Source organism: Alteromonas sp. OM2203 (assembly GCF_048517045.1).
Classification (GTDB): domain Bacteria; phylum Pseudomonadota; class Gammaproteobacteria; order Enterobacterales; family Alteromonadaceae; genus Alteromonas; species Alteromonas gracilis.
In genome coordinates, this window is sequence record NZ_CP183209.1 from 164,406 (window position 1) to 182,064 (window position 17,659).

Consider the following 17,659-nt stretch of genomic DNA (forward strand, 5'->3'; position numbering starts at 1 on the left):
GCATGGGCAAATTAAACATAGCTTCCCAATGTGAGTAAAAAGCGCTTTAGTTGTAAAGCGCCTTAAGAATTTCTCCTGCACCTTGTTCTAGAAGGGCTTCAGCAACTTCAACACCTATGTCCTTGGCGTTTTTTCTAGACGCTGTCGCTGAGGCAAAAAGAAGCTCAGTGCCGTCTGGTTTACCTACCATGCCGGTTAGCGTTAGCACGTCACCATCAAGTGTAGCAAAGCTACCAATCGGTACTTGACATCCGCCTTCTAGTCGCTCGTTCATGGCGCGTTCTGCCGTAACTCGGGTATTAGTGTCGACGTGGTTTAAGGCTTGAAGTAAAGCGATTAGCTCTTCGTCATCGTTGCGGCATTCGATCCCTACTGCACCTTGCCCCACTGCGGGTAATGAAATATCCGCCGGTAACGGCATGCGAATTCGAGATTCCATTTCAAGGCGTATAAGACCAGCTGAGGCCAATATGATGGCGTCATACTCACCAGCATCCAGTTTTGCTAAACGAGTATTTACATTGCCGCGCAGGTCTTTAATGACAAGGTCAGGACGGTGTTTGCGAATTTGACACTGTCTGCGAAGGCTTGATGTGCCAACCACCGCACCTTGGGGCAGGGCGTCTAGACTGTCGTGATGATTGGATACGAAGGCATCGAACGGGTTTTCACGCTCGCATATGGCATGCAAACCAAATCCATCTGGAAACGCTACAGGTACATCTTTCATTGAATGCACGGCAATATCAGCGCGACCTTCAAGCATGGCAATTTCAAGCTCTTTTATAAACAAGCCTTTACCGCCAATTTTTGCCAAAGGCGTATCTAATATTTTGTCGCCCTGCGTACTCATGGGAACAAGCTCAACAGTCATTGAGGGATAATGCTCCAACAATTTAGCCTTCACATACTCTGCTTGCCAAAGTGCTAGCGCACTTTTTCTAGTAGCAATTCGAACGGTGCGGGTGGTGTTGAGGTGACTCATGATTATTCCAAACTAGTAAAAAAGATGAACTAAAGCGACGTATCACTGAACGTCATACGAGATACTCGTAGTATACGCATTTTCTGAATTAATGTTTGAAAATAGCAGTAGTTTTCTTCTTTGTTATTAGTAAGTAAACAGTCTATGCTAGGAACTGTCACGAAGTATTTGAGCAATTATGGAGAGCATTCTTTTATGGATAATGCATCGCTGAGGCAGCTTCTTAAAGGCGCCCAGCAAGATCAAGCAGAAAGGAAACGCAGAAGAGCAACCTTATACTTCATTTCCTATGTAGGCGGCACAATTATGGCCTTCATGGCGTGGCTCAACGTGGGTACGGATAACCCACTTTTAGTGGGCATGCTAGCGGGGTCTGCTGCGTTTGTGTACGCGAATGTCATGCTTTCTCACATATTTCCGCGCGCAGATATCTTTTACTACATTGCCGGGCTTGTGGTGATGTTTACGATAAACGGCTTAATTTACACGGGCGGGCTTAATAATACGGGCCTCTATTTTATCTTCCCTTTGCTTTTCGTTCAGATTGTCGTGGTGCAATTTAAACCTGCCTTGGCCTACGTAGCGATTACGGTGGGGATAGCCATTTTCATGCTTTATAACCAAAACCATATTCTGGCAGTCTATCCCGACGAGCATGTTTCACGCTTTCTGATTGCAACATTCTGTTTCATTTGCGTGGCATTTATAGGCGAAAATTTTTGGCATCAAAGCCGTAAAGAAATGCTACGTGAGAATTTTGAAAGAATGCGTCAGGCGAACACCGATCCGCTAACAAAATTACCCAACAGGCGTTTTCTTGAAGCAGTGTTTTTTGAAAAGGCGATGCAAGACCCAGCAGCATACTTTCCGTTGAGCGCTGTAGTGGTTGATATCGATTACTTTAAAAAGATTAATGACACCTACGGTCACGATATAGGCGACGAGGTGTTGATTCACCTTGCCAGCTTGATGAAAGAAACCGTTAGAGCGACCGACGTTGTTGCAAGAACAGGCGGCGAAGAGTTTTTAGTGCTCTTTCCCCATGCATCACTTAGTCAAGCCGTAAAGTTAGCTGAAAAAATGAGAAAAGCGATTGAGGCCAACCCCTTTGTAGAGGGTGACATCAATCACCCTATTACAGCAAGCTTTGGTGTAGCGACCGCACTCACTGACACCAGCTTGCATGCATGCTTAAAGCAGGCAGACGACAACCTCTACAAAGCTAAAAACGGAGGTAGAAACCGCGTTGTCGAGTAGCCCTATTTCAAACGGGTTTGAAGCCACGCGCTAATATCGTTAAGTTCTTGCATGCACACATTGTGTTGCATGGTATAGGTTTGCCACGTGGCATTAAATCCGCATTCGCTTAGCGTTTTAAACGCTGCATTTCCCATGAACACAGGCACTACTTCATCTTGTTCGCCGTGAGCCATCATAATCGGTGTGTCGCGATTGATATCTTTTGCTTCATTACTTAACAATGACGGCTCACACATATAAGTAGAGAGCGCAAGTACACCGGCAAGTTTGTGTGCAAACCTAGGCGCCAAATGAAGCGCGATAACTCCCCCTTGTGAAAACCCAGCAAGTATGATGCGTTCTGATGGTATGCCGCTTTCAATCTGCGCTTTTATGAGCTGTTCAACTTGCTCTGCTGATGCTTTAACACCTTCTAAATCTGCGCGGCTTTCGAAGTCTAATGACTTAATATCGTACCAAGCTCGCATACGCATACCGTTGTTAATAGTGATAGGGCGTTCTGGGGCATGGGGAAAAAGAAACTTAACGGACAAAGATTCGGGAAGTTTAAGTTCTGGCACGATAGGAGCAAAACCGTGACCTGAATCGCCAAGGCCATGAAGCCAGATAACACAGGCATCGGGCGCAGCAGATGGATTAATCTCAACGCACGGCAGAAGTTGCTGAGTCATTCTTTATTTCCTAGTTAAGTTTGTTGCTTTATCACCAATGGTTTTCCTTTCTCACAGGCAATCTCTATGTTTCTACGAATGGTGGCGGCAGAGTTATGATTCTGACCCAACCATGTAAAAACTTATTATTTTTAGTTATTTTGCTACTACCGTACTTCGATTTAAACGAAGGTATACATCTTCCATTGATGGATAAACTGAATAATCAGAGTTACGGCGCAATGGCTTAATATGCTATCATTGCCACCTGAAATCACCACATTTTGATAAATTTTAATATCCTATGGCTTCACTACTTGGCAACTTATTCATTCTTGCAGCTCCGTCTGGAGCAGGAAAATCAAGCCTTATAAAGGCACTAATGGAAAAGTACGAAGGCAATGAAAGCGCGCCTATGCAGGTGTCTGTGTCTCATACCACGCGTCAACCTCGTCCAGGTGAAGTTGATGGCGTCCACTATCACTTTGTCAGTCGTGAGCAGTTTGAAGCGCTTATTGAGCAAGGCGTATTCTTCGAGTATGCGGAAGTCTTCGGTAACTACTACGGCACATCTCGCGTGACTATCGAGCAGACGTTGCACCGCGGAATAGATGTGTTTCTAGATATCGATTGGCAGGGCGCACGCCAAGTTAAAGCACTTATGCCAGATACTTGCGGGATATTTATCTTACCTCCATCATTAGAGGTGCTAGAGCAGCGTTTAAATAGTCGCGGGCAAGATTCTGAAGAGGTCATCGCGGGCCGTATGGCACAAGCGGTGGCTGAAATGTCGCATTTTAACGAGTTCGATAGTGTAATTATTAACGACGATTTTGCTACCGCGTTAAATGACTTAGAGTCTATCGTTACAGCACGACGCCTTCGCACAATGAAACAGCAAATGCGACATCAAGTGCTATTAGACGAACTACTGGGTAACGCGTAGGTTTACCATATCGTGTATGGCGTTTGCTTGAAGGCCTTAAGATCAGCAATACGCCGCCTAGATCTGACTGCTTCAATTTCAAACAAAACACTAGGATCGCGCAGTGTGTTTGTGTATACTACGCGGCCGTTTTTTGAATAAATTGCTCAACCTAATTTCCGGAGAAATACATGGCTCGCGTAACTGTAGAAGATGCCGTAGATAAAATTGGTAACCGCTTTGACCTAGTGCTTGTTGCTGCACGCCGTGCACGTCAAATTGCCACTGGAGGAAAAGATCCTATGGTTGACGTTCAAAACGATAAGCCAACTGTGACAGCACTTCGCGAAATTGAAGAAGGTTTAGTGACTGCTGCTACGCTAGAACAAGCGGATCTTCAAGCTCAAGAACAGCAAGAACACGCTGAGTTTGCCTCTGTTGCGAACATTTTATCTGATCAGTAAAACTTACTTTCAACGGTTTTAGCTGTAATTTGGCGCCAGTGCTTTGAAAAAAGCACTGGCGCTTTGCTTTTGGTGTATTGGCTTATTGCACAATAAAACGTATTCTTAGTGTTATAACGTTTTGTAAAAGTGATTAGGGTAACGCTTCGCTGTGTATTTGTTTGAAGGTTTAAAGCAGAAAGTTTTAGAGTACTTGCCGGCCGAGCGCGTGCAGCTGGTTCAGGATTCTTTTGTGCTTGCGCAAGAAGCGCACGATGGACAAATGCGCTCAAGTGGCGACCCTTATATTACACACCCTGTTGCTGTTGCTGGTATTCTGGCGGATATGCACCTTGATCATGAAACGATCATGGCGGCGCTGCTTCATGATGTTATCGAAGACACCCATTACAGCAAAGAAGACTTGGCTGAAGCCTTTGGTGATACCGTTGCAGAACTGGTTGAGGGCGTAAGTAAGCTAGATAAGCTAGCGTTTAGTACCAAACAAGAAGCGCAAGCCGAAAACTTTCGTAAAATGATGATGGCCATGGTGCAAGACATCAGGGTTATTCTCATCAAACTTGCTGACCGCACGCACAATATGCGCACTCTGGGTTCGCTGCGTCCAGATAAGCGTAGACGTATCGCTCTTGAAACCTTAGAGATTTACGCGCCGATAGCCCATCGATTGGGTATACACGATATTAAAAACGAGCTAGAAGACCTGGGTTTCCAAGCCATGTATCCGATGCGCCATCGCGCCCTAAAATCGGCAGTTCGACAAGCGCGTGGTAATCGCAAAGAAATCATCGAAAATATCCGTGAAGAGCTTAATACCCGCTTAGACGCCTACGAAATCGACTCGAACGTGCTAGGGCGTGAGAAGCACCTGTATTCCATTTACCGCAAGATGAAAAACAAAGAACTGATGTTCAACGAGGTAATGGATATTTACGCATTTCGCATAGTGGTGGATTCGGTAGATAACTGTTATCGCGCACTCGGTGCTATGCATGGGCTTTATAAACCCATTGAAAATCGTTTCAAAGATTACATTGCGATCCCCCGAACTAACGGTTATCAGTCGCTACATACATCATTGATTGGACCCCACGGAATTCCTGTTGAAATTCAAATTCGAACACAGGAAATGGACCAAATGGCTGACAAAGGGGTAGCCGCACATTGGCTTTATAAAGAGCCAGGCGACAATGGCACTACTGCGCAGCTTCGCGCACGCAAGTGGATGCAAAGTTTGCTTGAACTTCAGCAATCGGCCAGTTCGTCTTTTGAATTCATCGAATCGGTGAAAACCGACCTTTTCCCCGATGAAATTTATGTTTTCACACCAGACGGCCGTATTATTGAATTACCAACTGGTGCAACTGCCGTCGATTTTGCCTATGCAGTTCACTCTGATGTTGGTAATACCTGTGTAGGTGTACGTGTAGAACGCAGAAACTTTAGCTTGAGCAAGCCGCTAGAGAACGGTCAAACCGTTGAAATCATTACTTCCCCTAAAGCAAAACCGAATGCGAACTGGCTTAACTTTGTAGTAAGTGCTCGTGCGCGTACGCGTATTCGTCAGTATCTGCGTAAACAGCATTCTCAAGAAGCGGTCAACATGGGGAACCGCCTTCTTCGCCATGCGTTAGGAAGCGTTAAGCTAGATGATATTCCGAACGAAGATATCGAACGGGTTGTTGCAGAGACTAAACACGACAGTTTTGATGATTTACTTGTTGATATAGGGCTTGGCAACGAATTGAGCGCTATTGTCGCTCGTCGTTTACTTGGCGAGAGCACAACTGATTTATCAGATAAGAAAGGCAATGTTGCTATTAGGGGTACCGAAGGCCTGCTTGTTCATTATTCTCGTTGTTGCCATCCTATTCCAGACGATGAAATTGTAGCGGTTTTAAGCCCAGGTCGCGGTATGACTATTCACCAAATTGGGTGTAATAATATTCGCAAACTAACACGTGAAGAGCCTCAGCGCGTACTGCCCATGCAGTGGGACGATAATCCACAAGGTGAATTTAAGGCGTCGCTTCGCATTGAATTGTTTAACCATCAAGGGACACTGGCAACATTAACGAACACCATTTCAGGGTGCGATTCCAATATCATTGGCCTGCAAACTGAAGAAAAAGAGAGTAACATCTACTTTATCGACCTTGAACTTACCACTCACAATCGTGTTCACTTGGCGCGCGTGATGAAGAAAATACGCACCATGCCGGAAGTTCAGAAAGTGTCTCGTCATAGTCAATCTCGACACTAATTACTACACTATTTAGGAACTACTATGTCTAAGTCTATTATTCAGACCGATAAGGCACCTGCTGCTATTGGTACTTACAGCCAAGCGGTAAAAGCGGGTACTACTGTTTACCTTTCAGGCCAAATCCCGCTGGTTGCTGAAACCATGGAAATGGTATCCGATGATTTTGAAGCGCAAGCTGTTCAAGTTTTTGAAAATATCAAAGCGGTGTGTGACGCGGCGGGCGGCACAACGAACGATTTGGTGAAAGTGAACATCTTCCTTATCGACCTTGGTCATTTTGCAACGGTTAATGAGATCATGAGCCGTTACTTCACGAAACCTTACCCAGCGCGTGCTGCCGTTCAAGTTTCAGCGCTGCCTAAAGGTGCGCAAATTGAAATTGACGGTGTAATGGAATTACCGGAGTAAGCCATGTCACCTGAGCGTTACCAGCGCATGAGACAGGTGCTGGAAAGAAGGCAAACCGATCTTACGGTTTGCCTTGAAAATGTGCACAAGCCGCATAACGTTTCGGCGGTAGTAAGAACGTGTGATGCGGTAGGCATTCATCGCGTTCATACCGTTTGGGAAAAGAAATACCAGTTTCGTCGCGGTACGGCTATGGGGAGCCAGCAGTGGGTGCGCCAAACCAACCACGACAATATCAACGATGCGATGGCTGAACTAAAAGGCCAAGGCATGCAGGTGTTGGTCACTCATTTATCTGAGACTGCGGTAGATTTTCGTGATATCGACTATACCAAGCCTACAGCAATCTTGTTTGGTCAAGAGAAGTATGGCGCAACGGATGAAGCAAAGGCTATGGCCGACCATGACATTGTTATACCTATGATGGGCATGGTGCAGTCGTTGAACGTTTCAGTGGCAGCCGCTCTCGTACTTTACGAGGCTCAGCGCCAGCGCACTATTGCCGGTATGTATAGCACCCAGCAGTTGCCGGAAGAAGAATGTCAGGCATTGGCTTTTCAAAACGGCTATCCCCGTTTATACAAACTATGTCAGAGAAAGGGTTTGCCTTTGCCTCCTATCAATTCATTGGGCGAAGTTGATGCCGATGAAAACTGGTGGAAAGAGATGCAAATCACCCAGGCAGAAGCAAACGCACTAGAAGTTGACTAAGTCACTGGTTTTGCTTTTACTTTTGCTCTCACTTGTATAGGGGCCAGCCTAACAAACTGGCCTAAAGCGTACTCGCCAACCCCTCAACAATCCTTTACACTTCCTATCCAATAACACGTTGAATAACATTTGCTTGAGCTTTAAAGCGTTTAAGCAAGCAATGTTTAAAAGAAGGATGTCGCTTGATGCAAGCACTGGCCACTACACCCATAACTGCGCTTAAAGGCGTAGGCGCAAAGGTGGCAGAAAAGCTCAACAAAATTGGCTTGTTTACCCTTCAAGATATCTTGTTTCATCTGCCACATCGCTACGAAGATAGAACTCGTATATACAGTGTGGCCGAATGTCGCCCCTTTACTCACGTTAGCGTGCAGGGCGAGGTAATGAGCGCCGATATCCAGTATGGTAAAAAGCGCATGTTAGTGGTTAAGCTAAGCGACGGCACGGGCACTATTACGCTGCGTTTTTTTCACTTCGGTGCTGTACAGCGGTCGATGATGACACCAGGTAACACAGTGCGCTGCTTTGGTGAAGTGCGCACCGGGAAATGGGGCATTGAAATGATGCACCCAGAATTTAAATTGGTTGATGAGGATGCTCCACCTACCGAAGAGTCGCTTACGCCGGTTTACCCCACTACCGACGGGGTTAAGCAGTTAACCCTTCGCAATTTAACCGACCAAGCGTTAGCGCTGTTAGATAAAGGCGCACTTGCAGATTTATTACCTGAAGGCATTTATGACGAGCAGATAAGCCTCAACGAAGCTCTGCATTTAGTGCATCGTCCGCCACCTGATGTAGACGTACATGAGATGGAAGAGGGGCTTCACCCTGCTCAGTATCGGTTGATATTAGAAGAGCTACTGTCGCATCACTTGAGCGTGCTTAAAGTGCGTAAGCTGTCTGACGCTCAGCCCGGTATTCCCATTCAAGTGAATCAGCCACTGATAGATAAAATGCTAGCGCAGCTGCCATTTTCACCCACAGGGGCTCAGGCTCGCGTAGTACAAGACATTCAAAAAGATATGCAGCATGCGCGACCCATGATGCGCTTGGTTCAAGGAGACGTTGGCTCAGGTAAAACCTTGGTTGCCGCACTGGCAGCACTATCAGCCATTGGGGCAGGATATCAGGTAGCGTTAATGGCACCTACAGAGCTGTTGGCAGAGCAGCACGCGAATAACTTTCGCGGATGGCTAGAGCCTTTGGGAATAGAGGTAGGTTGGCTTGCTGGAAAGCTTAAAGGAAAAGCGCGCAATGAAGTAATGGCGCGCTTAGAAGCTGGCGATATTCAAATGTTGGTGGGCACTCATGCAATCTTCCAAGAAAGTGTTAACTATCAACAGCTTGCGTTGGTTATTGTGGATGAACAGCACCGCTTTGGGGTACATCAGCGTTTGGCCCTTCGCGATAAGGGCGAACAGCAGGGCCGCTATCCTCATCAGTTGATCATGACCGCCACGCCTATCCCAAGAACGTTAGCGATGACGGCCTATGCTGATTTAGACACGTCGATTATTGATGAACTCCCCCCCGGGAGAACGCCAGTACAAACAGTCGTGTTACCCGATACACGCCGAGCTGACGTTATAGAGCGGGTGCGACAGGCATGTAAAGATAATGGCCGACAAGCCTATTGGGTATGTACGCTTATTGATGAATCTGAAGTGTTAGAGTGTCAGGCCGCAGAAGATGCCGCAGTTACATTGCGCACCGCGCTACCTGACTTGCAGGTAGGATTAGTACACGGGCGACTAAAACCTGCGGAAAAGGCCCAAGTTATGGCTGACTTTAAAGATGGCAAACTCGACTTACTGGTAGCCACTACGGTTATTGAAGTGGGCGTGGATGTGCCAAACGCCAGTATCATGATCATTGAAAACCCAGAGCGTTTAGGGTTGGCGCAGCTTCATCAGCTAAGAGGCAGGGTGGGGCGAGGTGCGGTAGAAAGTCAGTGCGTACTTATGTATCAAAGCCCATTATCTAAAACGGCGACTCAGCGTCTGGGCGTGTTGCGTGAGTCGAATGATGGGTTTTATATTGCACAGCGAGATTTAGAAATTAGAGGCCCAGGTGAATTTATGGGCACCAAACAAACCGGAATGGCAGAGCTAAAAATAGCGGATTTAGTGCGCGACGCTGCACTTATTCCAAAAGTTCAAGAAATTGCGTATACGCTATGGGACAAATACCCCTCTCACGCTCAAGCCATTATAAATAGATGGATAGGGCACAAGGAGCAGTACGGCCATGCTTAATAGTGTGCCTTTAGTTCTTGCTGAAAATAGCAGTAGTGATGATACTGCGCTAGTGAATGCGGTAACTGAAAAGTGGAATTTCCCTGTTATCACTCATAGTGAAAAAGATAATGAAGGGTTCTACCTTCAGGTCAGAAATGGTGTGCTTGGTCTTGCTGACGCGAGTGATAAAAAGGTATTGCCAGTAGAAGTAGACTTTGCGTCACCAGCCAGTTTATACCGAAAGCAGCATGGCGGTGGCCGTAAAGAGCCTATTGTTAAAGCCATTGGCCTTAAAGGGAATGAAAAGTGGCATGTTGTAGATGCTACGCCTGGGTTAGGACGGGACGCTTTTGTACTTGTGAGTGTGGGCTGCAAAGTGACAATGATAGAACGTTCACCTATTGTAGCGGCGCTGCTTGAAGACGGCATCCGCAGGTTAGCGCTTAGTTTTCCAGAACTTGCTTCACAAATGACCTTACGGCATGGAAATAGTGCTGAGGTAATGCAATACTTCAGTGGTGAGAGTGTGAACGCTATTTATTTAGACCCCATGTTCCCACACAAAAAGAAGTCAGCCTTGGTGAAAAAGGAAATGCGGCTGTTTCAGCAACTGCTTGGTCATGATCCAGACGCAGATGCGCTGTTACCGCCAGCACTAGAGCTAGCCACGCACCGGGTAGTGGTTAAACGCCCAAACAGTGCAGACGTGCTGGCAGGAATGAAAGCATCAATGGCTATTGAAAGCAAAAAACACAGATTTGATGTGTATTTGTGTCAAAAAAATCTAGGAGAGTAGCATGATACAAGTTGGGGGCACTTTGCCTGAAGTAGATTTTAGCCTTTTAGAAAATGGCGAAATAACCAACCCAGGAACGAATGAGTTGTTTTCGGAAAAACGCGTTGTACTGTTTGCAGTGCCAGGAGCATTTACGCCAACCTGTTCACAAGCACACTTGCCGGGCTATGTAGCGCTTGCTGATAAAATCAAAGCGAAAGGCATTGATACTATTATCTGCTTAAGCGTGAACGATGCATTTGTGATGGATGCATGGGGTAAAGCGAACAATGCGGACGAAATTGTAATGCTCGCTGATGGTAACGGTTTCTTCACTAAACAAATTGGTTTGGATATGGGCACTGGAAATTTCGGTGGCTTACGTTCGCTACGTTATTCAATGCTAGTAGAAGATGGCGAAGTGAAAAAGCTGAATGTGGAAGACCCAGGTAGGTTTGACGTAAGCGACGCACAAACCATGCTAGATAGCCTGTAAGCACGCTTTAAAGCATAAACGTCAAGATAAGCCCGCAACCTAGGTTGCGGGTTTTTTTCGTTTAAGCGTTCGTGAATATTCATTAATTTACATATCCGTATACTTAGCATTGAAATTCATTAAAATGTCATCAGAGTATGATCTCCCACTTAACGAATAGCGTTAAATATCAACATGTTCAGCTAACATTAATCTGCTTTAGATTATGGTTAAGAGGGTTTCAGGCGCATGTCATTTAGGCGAGGACGCCAAGCTACATAGCGTGTGGACTCGTTCACTTACCTTTACTTGCTTAATGATAATAAGTATCATTTGCGCGAAAAGACAAACGTTTTAGGAATAATTATGACAACAACACTGAAAAAAATGGGTGCTTTGGTTCTGGCATCAGCGGTGACATTCTCAATGCTATCGTCTCAAGCATTTGCGAACGGTGCGATTGGCGATCACGTGAACAATCTTCACGCACACATTGGTGAATATACGGAAGAGGTGCATTGGCTAGAAGAGAAGTTTGGCGGTGTTGTTGATGCGTATGAAGCAAAAGACAAGTCTGTTAAGTCAGACGCGCTCATCGAATATTGGGAAGAGGTGGACTTCCACTCAGCTATCGAAACCCAATACGTGCCTATCTATGCTTCAATTTGGCAAGGTATTTATGGTGTAAAGGTAGCTATTGATGAAGGTAAGCCAGTTTCTGACGTGCGCGTAGAGCAAGAGAAGCTAAATCATGCCTTGTGGCAGGCGCTAGGCGCAGTTAAACTTGCAGCCCAGTATCAAAAGAAAGGGTTAGTGAACAAGGTTCAAACCACTGAAAAAGAACCGACCACTGGCCCTGAAGTAATCGATGATATTAAAACACGTCTTGATCGCGTGGTTGCGAAGTATGCAGAACAACTGCACGAGGTCGCAACAACACTTGTTCACGATACTTATCTTCAGCGCTTTGAAGGCGTGGAAGGTGACTTGATTGCAAAAGACGCAGCATTGGTTGAAGACCTTGAAAAAGACTTTAACGTTACGCTTCCTCAGGCTATCTCGAAAGACAAAGGCGTAGATGCTGTGCGTAAAGTAGTCGAGTCTATGCAGGTCAAGCTTGATCGCGCCCGAGCGCTGTTAGTCGAAGTAGAGCAAAGTCGCAAAGACGTATTTTAAGGAAGGTGTATGCAACGTAGAACATTCTTACAAGGCTTAGCTGCAGCGGGTGCTTTATCAGGCTTGCCCTTTGGCCTTGCTCAGGCAATGACGCAAACAGGTAGCGTGTCTGTTGAATCATTACCAAAATTAGAAGGCAAGCTTACCTTATATTTAGGTCGCGGCGAGGGCGGTCTATACGAGAATGTTCTAAAAGCTATTGAAAAACGCAACCCAAAACTTAACTTAAAGGTAAGAAGAGGCGGATCGGCAGCACTTGCAAATACCATTGTTGCTGAGACGAAAGCGGGCGTAAAGCGCGCTGACCTTTTCTGGGCAGTGGATACCGGTTCAATTGGTGTAGTCACCGATGCTGGCGCTGCCAAACCTTTGCCAAACGACTTGCGTTCGCAGCTTCGCGAAGATTTTCAGTATCCTAGCTGGTCACCGGTAACAGGTCGTGTGCGCACACTGCCTTATAACACAGAGCGTGTTAAGCCCGAGCAAATTCCAGAAAGCGTAATGGCGCTGGCCGATAGCGATTTGAAAGTGGGTTGGGCACCGGCTTATTCGTCGTTCCAGTCATTTGTAACAGCAATGCGTATTTTAGAAGGCGACAAGGCCACTAAAGCCTGGCTGAAAGGAATTAACAAGCACGCCAAAAAATATGCCGGCGAGCTTGGCGTGGTGATGGGCGTAGAACGTGGAGAAGTGGACATTGGTTTTGCCAACCACTACTACACGCTTCGTCTTAAGTCGGGTAAACCCAACGCCAATGTAGCCCTCGCTTACAGTAAGGGTGATGCGGGCTGTTTGGTTAACGCTTCTGGTATTGTCGCGTTAAGTGAAGGTGACTTACCGGTTAACTTTATTCGCTATTTGCTGTCACAAGAAGTGCAGTCGTATCTTGCTCGTGAAGCTTACGAAATACCTTTAGTCCAAGGCGTTGAACAGCCACAGGGCTTAGCAAGTTTGAGCACGCTCTCTCCGCCAGAAATGGACCTTCGCAAACTGGCTGATTTACGCCCCACCCTTAATCTTATGAGGGAAGTCGGCGTACTGTGACAAACTGGCCAAAGTCGTATCCACTGGCACTACTTATCGCGCTGATGGCTTTATTGCCCGTCGGCGTTTTGTTTTCTTTAGCTCAAGATAGTGCGCAGCTTTTCGATACTCATAATCTAAGGGTTTTAGGCAACACTGTTTCGCTGGTGGTACTTACCATAATTGGGTCTGTGCTTATTGGTGTCCCTCTAGCCTTTCTCACGGCCTATGTGCAAATGCCGTTTAAGCGTTTCTGGCTTATTCTACTCGCAGCCCCTCTAGCTCTACCTAGCTATATTGGCGCGTTTGCGATGTACTTTTCTTTTGGTCGGGGCGGAGAAATAGAAAACATTTTAGGTATTTCAACGCCGCCCATTAGCGGTTTGTGGGGCTCTGCATTAGTAATGAGTCTGTACACGTATCCTTTCGTGATGATGACAACCCGTTCCAGCCTTTTGAGTTTAGATGCTAGTTTAGTTAATGCTGCCCGCACGTTAGGTTTATCCCTAGGCGCTAGCCTTTGGCGCGTTGTGTTGCCGCGTGTCGTTAATAGTGTTGCGGCGGGCGCTTTACTTGCTGCGCTTTATGCGTTGTCTGACTTTGGTACACCAGCCATAATGGGCTTCGACACGTTCACCCGCGTAATTTTTGTTGAATACAATGCGTTCGGATTGAGCCAGGCGGCCATGCTAAGCCTGCAGCTTATGGTTATTGTTGGGCTAATTCTATTTATAGAGAGCCGTGTAAGCGGCGCTCAAGAACGCCCAGGCAGGCATTTATCGTTATTTCCAGCTCGCTGGCAGCGCAACCTGATGCTGCTATCCACCATGCCGGTGGTATTTATGGCTATTGTACTTCCACTTGCTATTTTCACGCTGTGGTTAGTGCGAGAAGGTACAGGTGGTTTTGAATTTAGCTATGCGTGGAATTCTGCCCATGCGTCATTTTTAGCCGCCATTGTTGCCGTCTTACTCGCTATTCCCGTCGCTCATGCTGCGATTGCCGGTAAAGCGGGGCGACTTATGGAGCGTATCACCTATTTTGGCTTTGGTGTTCCCGGTATTGTTATGGGAACAGCCTTGGTTTACGTTGGTCTTAAATATCTGCCAGCCCTTTATCAAACGCTAAGTTTGCTGGTGATGGCTTACGTGCTGCGCTTTATACCCCTTGCTGTTGGTAGCGTAAGAAGCACTGCCGAAAATATTGATTCAGGGCTAGTGAAAGCCGCCCGTGTACTCGGTGCCAGCCCACGGGAAGCGTTTATTCGCGTTACGCTACCGCTAACCCTACGTGGTATGATTGCAGGCGCTGCGTTAGTATTTCTAGAAGCCATGCGTGAGTTGCCGGCCACGCTAATGCTGGGACCTACCGGGTTTGAAACATTAGCCACATACATGTGGCGGGTTTATGAGGCAGGCTACTTTGGTCGTGCCGCTGTGCCGGGGTTATTATTAGTTTTATTATCAGGTGTGGGATTAATACTCATGCTATCGGGCGAAAGAAAAGCCCAATTTACCGTTACTGAGGATGATCGTTCGTAATGCTAAGTGTTAGTAATTTGTCAGTGAATTATGGGTCTACCCGCGTTGTCGACAAGTTAAATCTTGAGCTTGGTCAAGACGAAATCCTCATGCTAGTGGGGCCAACCGGCTGCGGTAAAACTACTATTTTGCAAGCACTTGCAGGGCTTATCCCCATCTCCGAGGGTTCCATGAGCTTGGGTAAATGGCAAAGCACGTCTAGCAAGCATGTTCCGCCTGAAAAACGTAACGTGGGTATGGTGTTTCAAGATTTTGCGCTTTTTCCACACCTTACCGTGCAGCAGAATGTGTGCTTTCGTTTAAAAGATACGAAGCTGGCTGATCACTGGTTAGAACTTTTAGGGCTGGATAACTTTCGAGATGCCAAACCCGCGCGTTTATCTGGCGGACAAAAACAACGGGTAGCATTAGCAAGAACGTTGGCCCACGAGCCGGCTTATGTATTGCTTGATGAGCCGCTTTCAAACTTAGATGCCGCGCTTAAAGATAGTTTGCGTTGGGAAATTCGCGATGCGCTTAAAAAAGCAGGTGTGCCCGCTATTTGGGTCACCCATGACCAAGAAGAAGCGCTTAGCGTTGGCGACAGAGTGGGAATTTTAAATAGAGGCGTGCTAGAGCAATTAGATACGCCAGAAGCCTGTTACTCTTCGCCAGCTAGCCGTTTTGTAGCGCGCTTTATGGGAGAGGCAAGTTTCTTAAGTGCAACTTTCGACAACAGCGAAGCAAATACTGATAAAACGGTTGTTACAGAAATTGGCAAGGTGCCAGGCACGCCGCTTCAAGGTGCCAACGGTAATGTTGATTTGCTGGTTCGCCCTGATGATTTAAGCTTAGACGCTACGCTTAATGAAACTAACTGCACCATTGAGTGGGTACGATACGAAGGCGAAAGCCGACTGTACGCAGTGGGGTTAGATAGCGGCGACGAGCTAAAAGTACGTGTTAGCCACGAGAATGCTATAAAGCCGGGTAACCGCGCTTTCGTTCAGCTTATTACTACACACCCGCTAGCGGTGTTTCCAAAGGACCACCGTGATTAAGCGCGATGTGATAGTTATTGGTGCAGGTGCTGCAGGGCTTTTTTGTGCGGCCCAGGCTGGGGCTCGCGGACGTAGCGTAGAAGTGCTCGACCATGCAAAGAAAGTGGGGCGTAAAATCCTTATGTCTGGCGGCGGCCGCTGTAACTTCACAAATATGTATGCCAGCCCCGAGAACTTTCTATCGCAGAATCCACATTTTTGTAAGTCAGCACTTAGCCGCTACACCCAATGGGACTTTATTAGCTTGGTTGCCGAACACGGTATTGCCTATCACGAAAAGACCTTGGGCCAATTGTTTTGTGACGACAGTGCCAAAGATATCGTCGACTTATTGCTTAAGGAATGTGATAAAGCCAACGTGACTATCACCACGCGCTGTGAAATATCGACGGTAGAAAAAACTGAAAGTGGGTACTTACTTTCTACTACAAATGGGGATTATGAGTGTGAGTCGCTGGTTATTGCGACTGGCGGCTTGAGTATGCCAAAGCTTGGTGCTACCCCATTCGGTTACAAAGTTGCTGAACAATTCGGACTTAATGTTTTACCTACCCGTGCTGCTCTCGTTCCATTTACTCTGCACGATAAAGACAAAGAAACGCTGGCTGAACTTAGCGGAATTGCCGTAGACGTTTATGCGAGCTGTAATGACACCACGTTTAAAGAGGCTATGCTTTTTACCCATCGGGGGTTAAGTGGCCCAGCTATGCTGCAAATTTCCAGCTATTGGGAGGCGGGGGACAGCTTAAGTATTAACACGTTGCCCAATGACGATGCCGCTAAACTTTTGCAAAACGCGCGCACAGAAACGCCAGATGCGCTGCTGGCTACCTGCCTAAATAAAGTATTCCCCAAGCGAATGGTCCAGAGCTTTATTGAGTATCATAACTGGCGCAACGTACCGGTAAAACAGCTTACTCATGGGGAATGTGACGCCATTGCTGACACGCTTGAAAATTGGCAGGTAAAACCCAACGGTACAGAAGGATATAGAACCGCCGAAGTTACTATAGGTGGTGTAGATACTAATGACCTATCATCAAAAACCATGATGGCTAAAAACGTAGAAGGCCTTTACTTCATTGGCGAAGTGGTTGACGTTACCGGCTGGCTCGGCGGGTTTAACTTCCAGTGGGCGTGGAGCAGTGGCTGGGCTGCCGGGCAAGTGGTTTAAAACGACATACCAATAGCAAGCCCTGCAACCACTGCGCTTTTATGGTTGCGGTGATAATCGTAATGAAGCTGTGGTGAGATGGTAAAGCCAGACACTTCAAACTCGTACAAAAAGCCTAATCGAACCACTTCCATTTTATGGCTGCCATGAAATTCTACGCCAGGGCCAATTTGTGCAATAAAATTGTGAGTAATGTGAAGGTCTGCGACCAATAGATAAGTATACGCATCCAGGTCTTCATAAGCGTACTCTGCGACAATCCCCACCCCTAAAAAATCGCTCACCCGGTATTCGTAGTCTATGCCTAATGTGAACGCGTTCCCGTGATCTTTGGTGTAGGTTGTACCTACCAGTGCAGACAAATGGTGGGGTGCTGACTGCCAGTGATGTCCCGCGTCTTTGGCATAAGTAAATGGGGAGCATGACAAAACAGCTAACAGAATTATTACTTTAATTTCTTGCATAACGCGCCTCATTTACCTTCTCACCGTGACTTCATAGAGAGCAGTCGTCTCTAACCCTAAGGTGGACTGGCTGATGTGAGAT

The 17,659-nt window shown here is 46.7% G+C and carries 17 protein-coding genes; 14 read left to right on the top strand and 3 right to left on the bottom strand.

All coding sequences use genetic code 11. The annotated features are described in order from the left end of the window. Positions 1–46: 46 nt before the first annotated feature. Positions 47–985, bottom strand: coding sequence for a hydroxymethylbilane synthase (gene hemC / locus ACM0P2_RS00745; RefSeq protein WP_159118270.1), 939 nt, complete (start codon positions 983–985; stop codon positions 47–49). A 195-nt stretch (positions 986–1,180) separates the two neighbouring features. On the opposite strand from hemC, the gene ACM0P2_RS00750 reads away from it, so the two are divergent. Continuing rightward, entirely contained in the window at positions 1,181–2,242 is a 1,062-nt protein-coding gene (locus ACM0P2_RS00750) for a GGDEF domain-containing protein (RefSeq protein ID WP_159118269.1), read from the top strand. 2 nt (positions 2,243–2,244) lie between these two features. Here the strand turns inward: ACM0P2_RS00750 and ACM0P2_RS00755 are convergent, their stop codons facing one another. Next, on the bottom strand, positions 2,245–2,916 hold the full coding sequence (locus ACM0P2_RS00755) for an alpha/beta hydrolase (RefSeq protein ID WP_159118268.1): 672 nt from the start codon (positions 2,914–2,916) through the stop codon (positions 2,245–2,247). Between the two features lie 283 nt (positions 2,917–3,199). Between ACM0P2_RS00755 and gmk the strand changes: the two genes are divergently transcribed. The 13 genes from gmk to ACM0P2_RS00820 all read left to right on the top strand — a co-directional run bounded on the left by gmk (position 3,200) and on the right by ACM0P2_RS00820 (position 17,113). Then, the gene (gene gmk, locus ACM0P2_RS00760; RefSeq protein WP_105929870.1) at positions 3,200–3,841 is read left to right on the top strand and encodes a guanylate kinase; all 642 of its coding nucleotides are present in this window, start codon (positions 3,200–3,202) and stop codon (positions 3,839–3,841) included. Positions 3,842–4,011: 170 nt separating this feature from the next. Beyond that, positions 4,012–4,284 (top strand): DNA-directed RNA polymerase subunit omega, encoded by a 273-nt coding sequence (rpoZ, locus tag ACM0P2_RS00765; protein ID WP_105929871.1) that lies wholly within the window; start codon positions 4,012–4,014, stop codon positions 4,282–4,284. Positions 4,285–4,435: 151 nt separating this feature from the next. Continuing rightward, positions 4,436–6,547: a bifunctional GTP diphosphokinase/guanosine-3',5'-bis pyrophosphate 3'-pyrophosphohydrolase gene (spoT, locus tag ACM0P2_RS00770; RefSeq protein ID WP_105929872.1), complete on the top strand. Its 2,112-nt coding sequence runs from the start codon at positions 4,436–4,438 to the stop codon at positions 6,545–6,547. 24 nt (positions 6,548–6,571) lie between these two features. Continuing rightward, positions 6,572–6,958 carry a RidA family protein gene (locus tag ACM0P2_RS00775; RefSeq protein WP_014975316.1) on the top strand — a complete coding sequence of 129 codons (387 nt, stop codon included), beginning with the start codon at positions 6,572–6,574 and terminating at the stop codon, positions 6,956–6,958. 3 nt (positions 6,959–6,961) lie between these two features. After that, a complete protein-coding gene (gene trmH / locus ACM0P2_RS00780) occupies positions 6,962–7,669 on the top strand; it encodes a tRNA (guanosine(18)-2'-O)-methyltransferase TrmH (RefSeq protein WP_159118267.1) in 708 nt (235 codons plus the stop codon). 185 nt (positions 7,670–7,854) lie between these two features. After that, the gene (recG, locus tag ACM0P2_RS00785; RefSeq protein ID WP_159118266.1) at positions 7,855–9,927 is read left to right on the top strand and encodes an ATP-dependent DNA helicase RecG; all 2,073 of its coding nucleotides are present in this window, start codon (positions 7,855–7,857) and stop codon (positions 9,925–9,927) included. Continuing rightward, positions 9,920–10,705, top strand: coding sequence for a class I SAM-dependent methyltransferase (locus ACM0P2_RS00790; RefSeq protein ID WP_159118265.1), 786 nt, complete (start codon positions 9,920–9,922; stop codon positions 10,703–10,705). Before recG ends, ACM0P2_RS00790 begins: the two co-directional genes overlap by 8 nt. A gap of 1 nt (position 10,706) precedes the next feature. After that, positions 10,707–11,180 carry a peroxiredoxin gene (locus ACM0P2_RS00795; protein WP_159118264.1) on the top strand — a complete coding sequence of 158 codons (474 nt, stop codon included), beginning with the start codon at positions 10,707–10,709 and terminating at the stop codon, positions 11,178–11,180. A 345-nt stretch (positions 11,181–11,525) separates the two neighbouring features. Then, complete coding sequence (locus tag ACM0P2_RS00800; RefSeq protein WP_159118263.1) at positions 11,526–12,335, top strand: hypothetical protein; 810 nt, start codon at positions 11,526–11,528, stop codon at positions 12,333–12,335. 9 nt (positions 12,336–12,344) lie between these two features. After that, the gene (locus tag ACM0P2_RS00805; protein ID WP_173359553.1) at positions 12,345–13,379 is read left to right on the top strand and encodes an extracellular solute-binding protein; all 1,035 of its coding nucleotides are present in this window, start codon (positions 12,345–12,347) and stop codon (positions 13,377–13,379) included. Further along, on the top strand, positions 13,376–14,899 hold the full coding sequence (locus tag ACM0P2_RS00810) for an ABC transporter permease (RefSeq protein WP_120962939.1): 1,524 nt from the start codon (positions 13,376–13,378) through the stop codon (positions 14,897–14,899). The genes ACM0P2_RS00805 and ACM0P2_RS00810 overlap by 4 nt, the downstream gene beginning before the upstream one ends. After that, positions 14,899–15,939: an ABC transporter ATP-binding protein gene (locus tag ACM0P2_RS00815; protein ID WP_159118261.1), complete on the top strand. Its 1,041-nt coding sequence runs from the start codon at positions 14,899–14,901 to the stop codon at positions 15,937–15,939. The genes ACM0P2_RS00810 and ACM0P2_RS00815 overlap by 1 nt, the downstream gene beginning before the upstream one ends. Beyond that, on the top strand, positions 15,932–17,113 hold the full coding sequence (locus tag ACM0P2_RS00820) for an NAD(P)/FAD-dependent oxidoreductase (protein ID WP_159118260.1): 1,182 nt from the start codon (positions 15,932–15,934) through the stop codon (positions 17,111–17,113). The genes ACM0P2_RS00815 and ACM0P2_RS00820 overlap by 8 nt, the downstream gene beginning before the upstream one ends. On the opposite strand, the gene ACM0P2_RS00825 is transcribed toward ACM0P2_RS00820, so the two are convergent. Further along, complete coding sequence (locus tag ACM0P2_RS00825) at positions 17,110–17,577, bottom strand: hypothetical protein (protein ID WP_159118259.1); 468 nt, start codon at positions 17,575–17,577, stop codon at positions 17,110–17,112. The genes ACM0P2_RS00820 and ACM0P2_RS00825 overlap by 4 nt on opposite strands. Positions 17,578–17,659 lie beyond the last annotated feature (82 nt).

Bases quoted from the DNA above. Each gene is read 5' to 3' on its own strand.
- ACM0P2_RS00815 (WP_159118261.1), top strand. From the start codon at position 14,899: ATGCTAAGTGTTAGTAATTTGTCAGTGAATTATGGGTCTACCCGCGTT.
- rpoZ (WP_105929871.1), top strand. From the start codon at position 4,012: ATGGCTCGCGTAACTGTAGAAGATGCCGTAGATAAAATTGGTAACCGC.
- ACM0P2_RS00790 (WP_159118265.1), top strand. From the start codon at position 9,920: ATGCTTAATAGTGTGCCTTTAGTTCTTGCTGAAAATAGCAGTAGTGAT.
- ACM0P2_RS00805 (WP_173359553.1), top strand. From the start codon at position 12,345: ATGCAACGTAGAACATTCTTACAAGGCTTAGCTGCAGCGGGTGCTTTA.
- hemC (WP_159118270.1), bottom strand. From the start codon at position 985: ATGAGTCACCTCAACACCACCCGCACCGTTCGAATTGCTACTAGAAAA.
- gmk (WP_105929870.1), top strand. From the start codon at position 3,200: ATGGCTTCACTACTTGGCAACTTATTCATTCTTGCAGCTCCGTCTGGA.
- ACM0P2_RS00775 (WP_014975316.1), top strand. From the start codon at position 6,572: ATGTCTAAGTCTATTATTCAGACCGATAAGGCACCTGCTGCTATTGGT.
- ACM0P2_RS00750 (WP_159118269.1), top strand. From the start codon at position 1,181: ATGGATAATGCATCGCTGAGGCAGCTTCTTAAAGGCGCCCAGCAAGAT.
- ACM0P2_RS00795 (WP_159118264.1), top strand. From the start codon at position 10,707: ATGATACAAGTTGGGGGCACTTTGCCTGAAGTAGATTTTAGCCTTTTA.
- recG (WP_159118266.1), top strand. From the start codon at position 7,855: ATGCAAGCACTGGCCACTACACCCATAACTGCGCTTAAAGGCGTAGGC.
- ACM0P2_RS00800 (WP_159118263.1), top strand. From the start codon at position 11,526: ATGACAACAACACTGAAAAAAATGGGTGCTTTGGTTCTGGCATCAGCG.
- ACM0P2_RS00825 (WP_159118259.1), bottom strand. From the start codon at position 17,577: ATGCAAGAAATTAAAGTAATAATTCTGTTAGCTGTTTTGTCATGCTCC.
- trmH (WP_159118267.1), top strand. From the start codon at position 6,962: ATGTCACCTGAGCGTTACCAGCGCATGAGACAGGTGCTGGAAAGAAGG.
- ACM0P2_RS00755 (WP_159118268.1), bottom strand. From the start codon at position 2,916: ATGACTCAGCAACTTCTGCCGTGCGTTGAGATTAATCCATCTGCTGCG.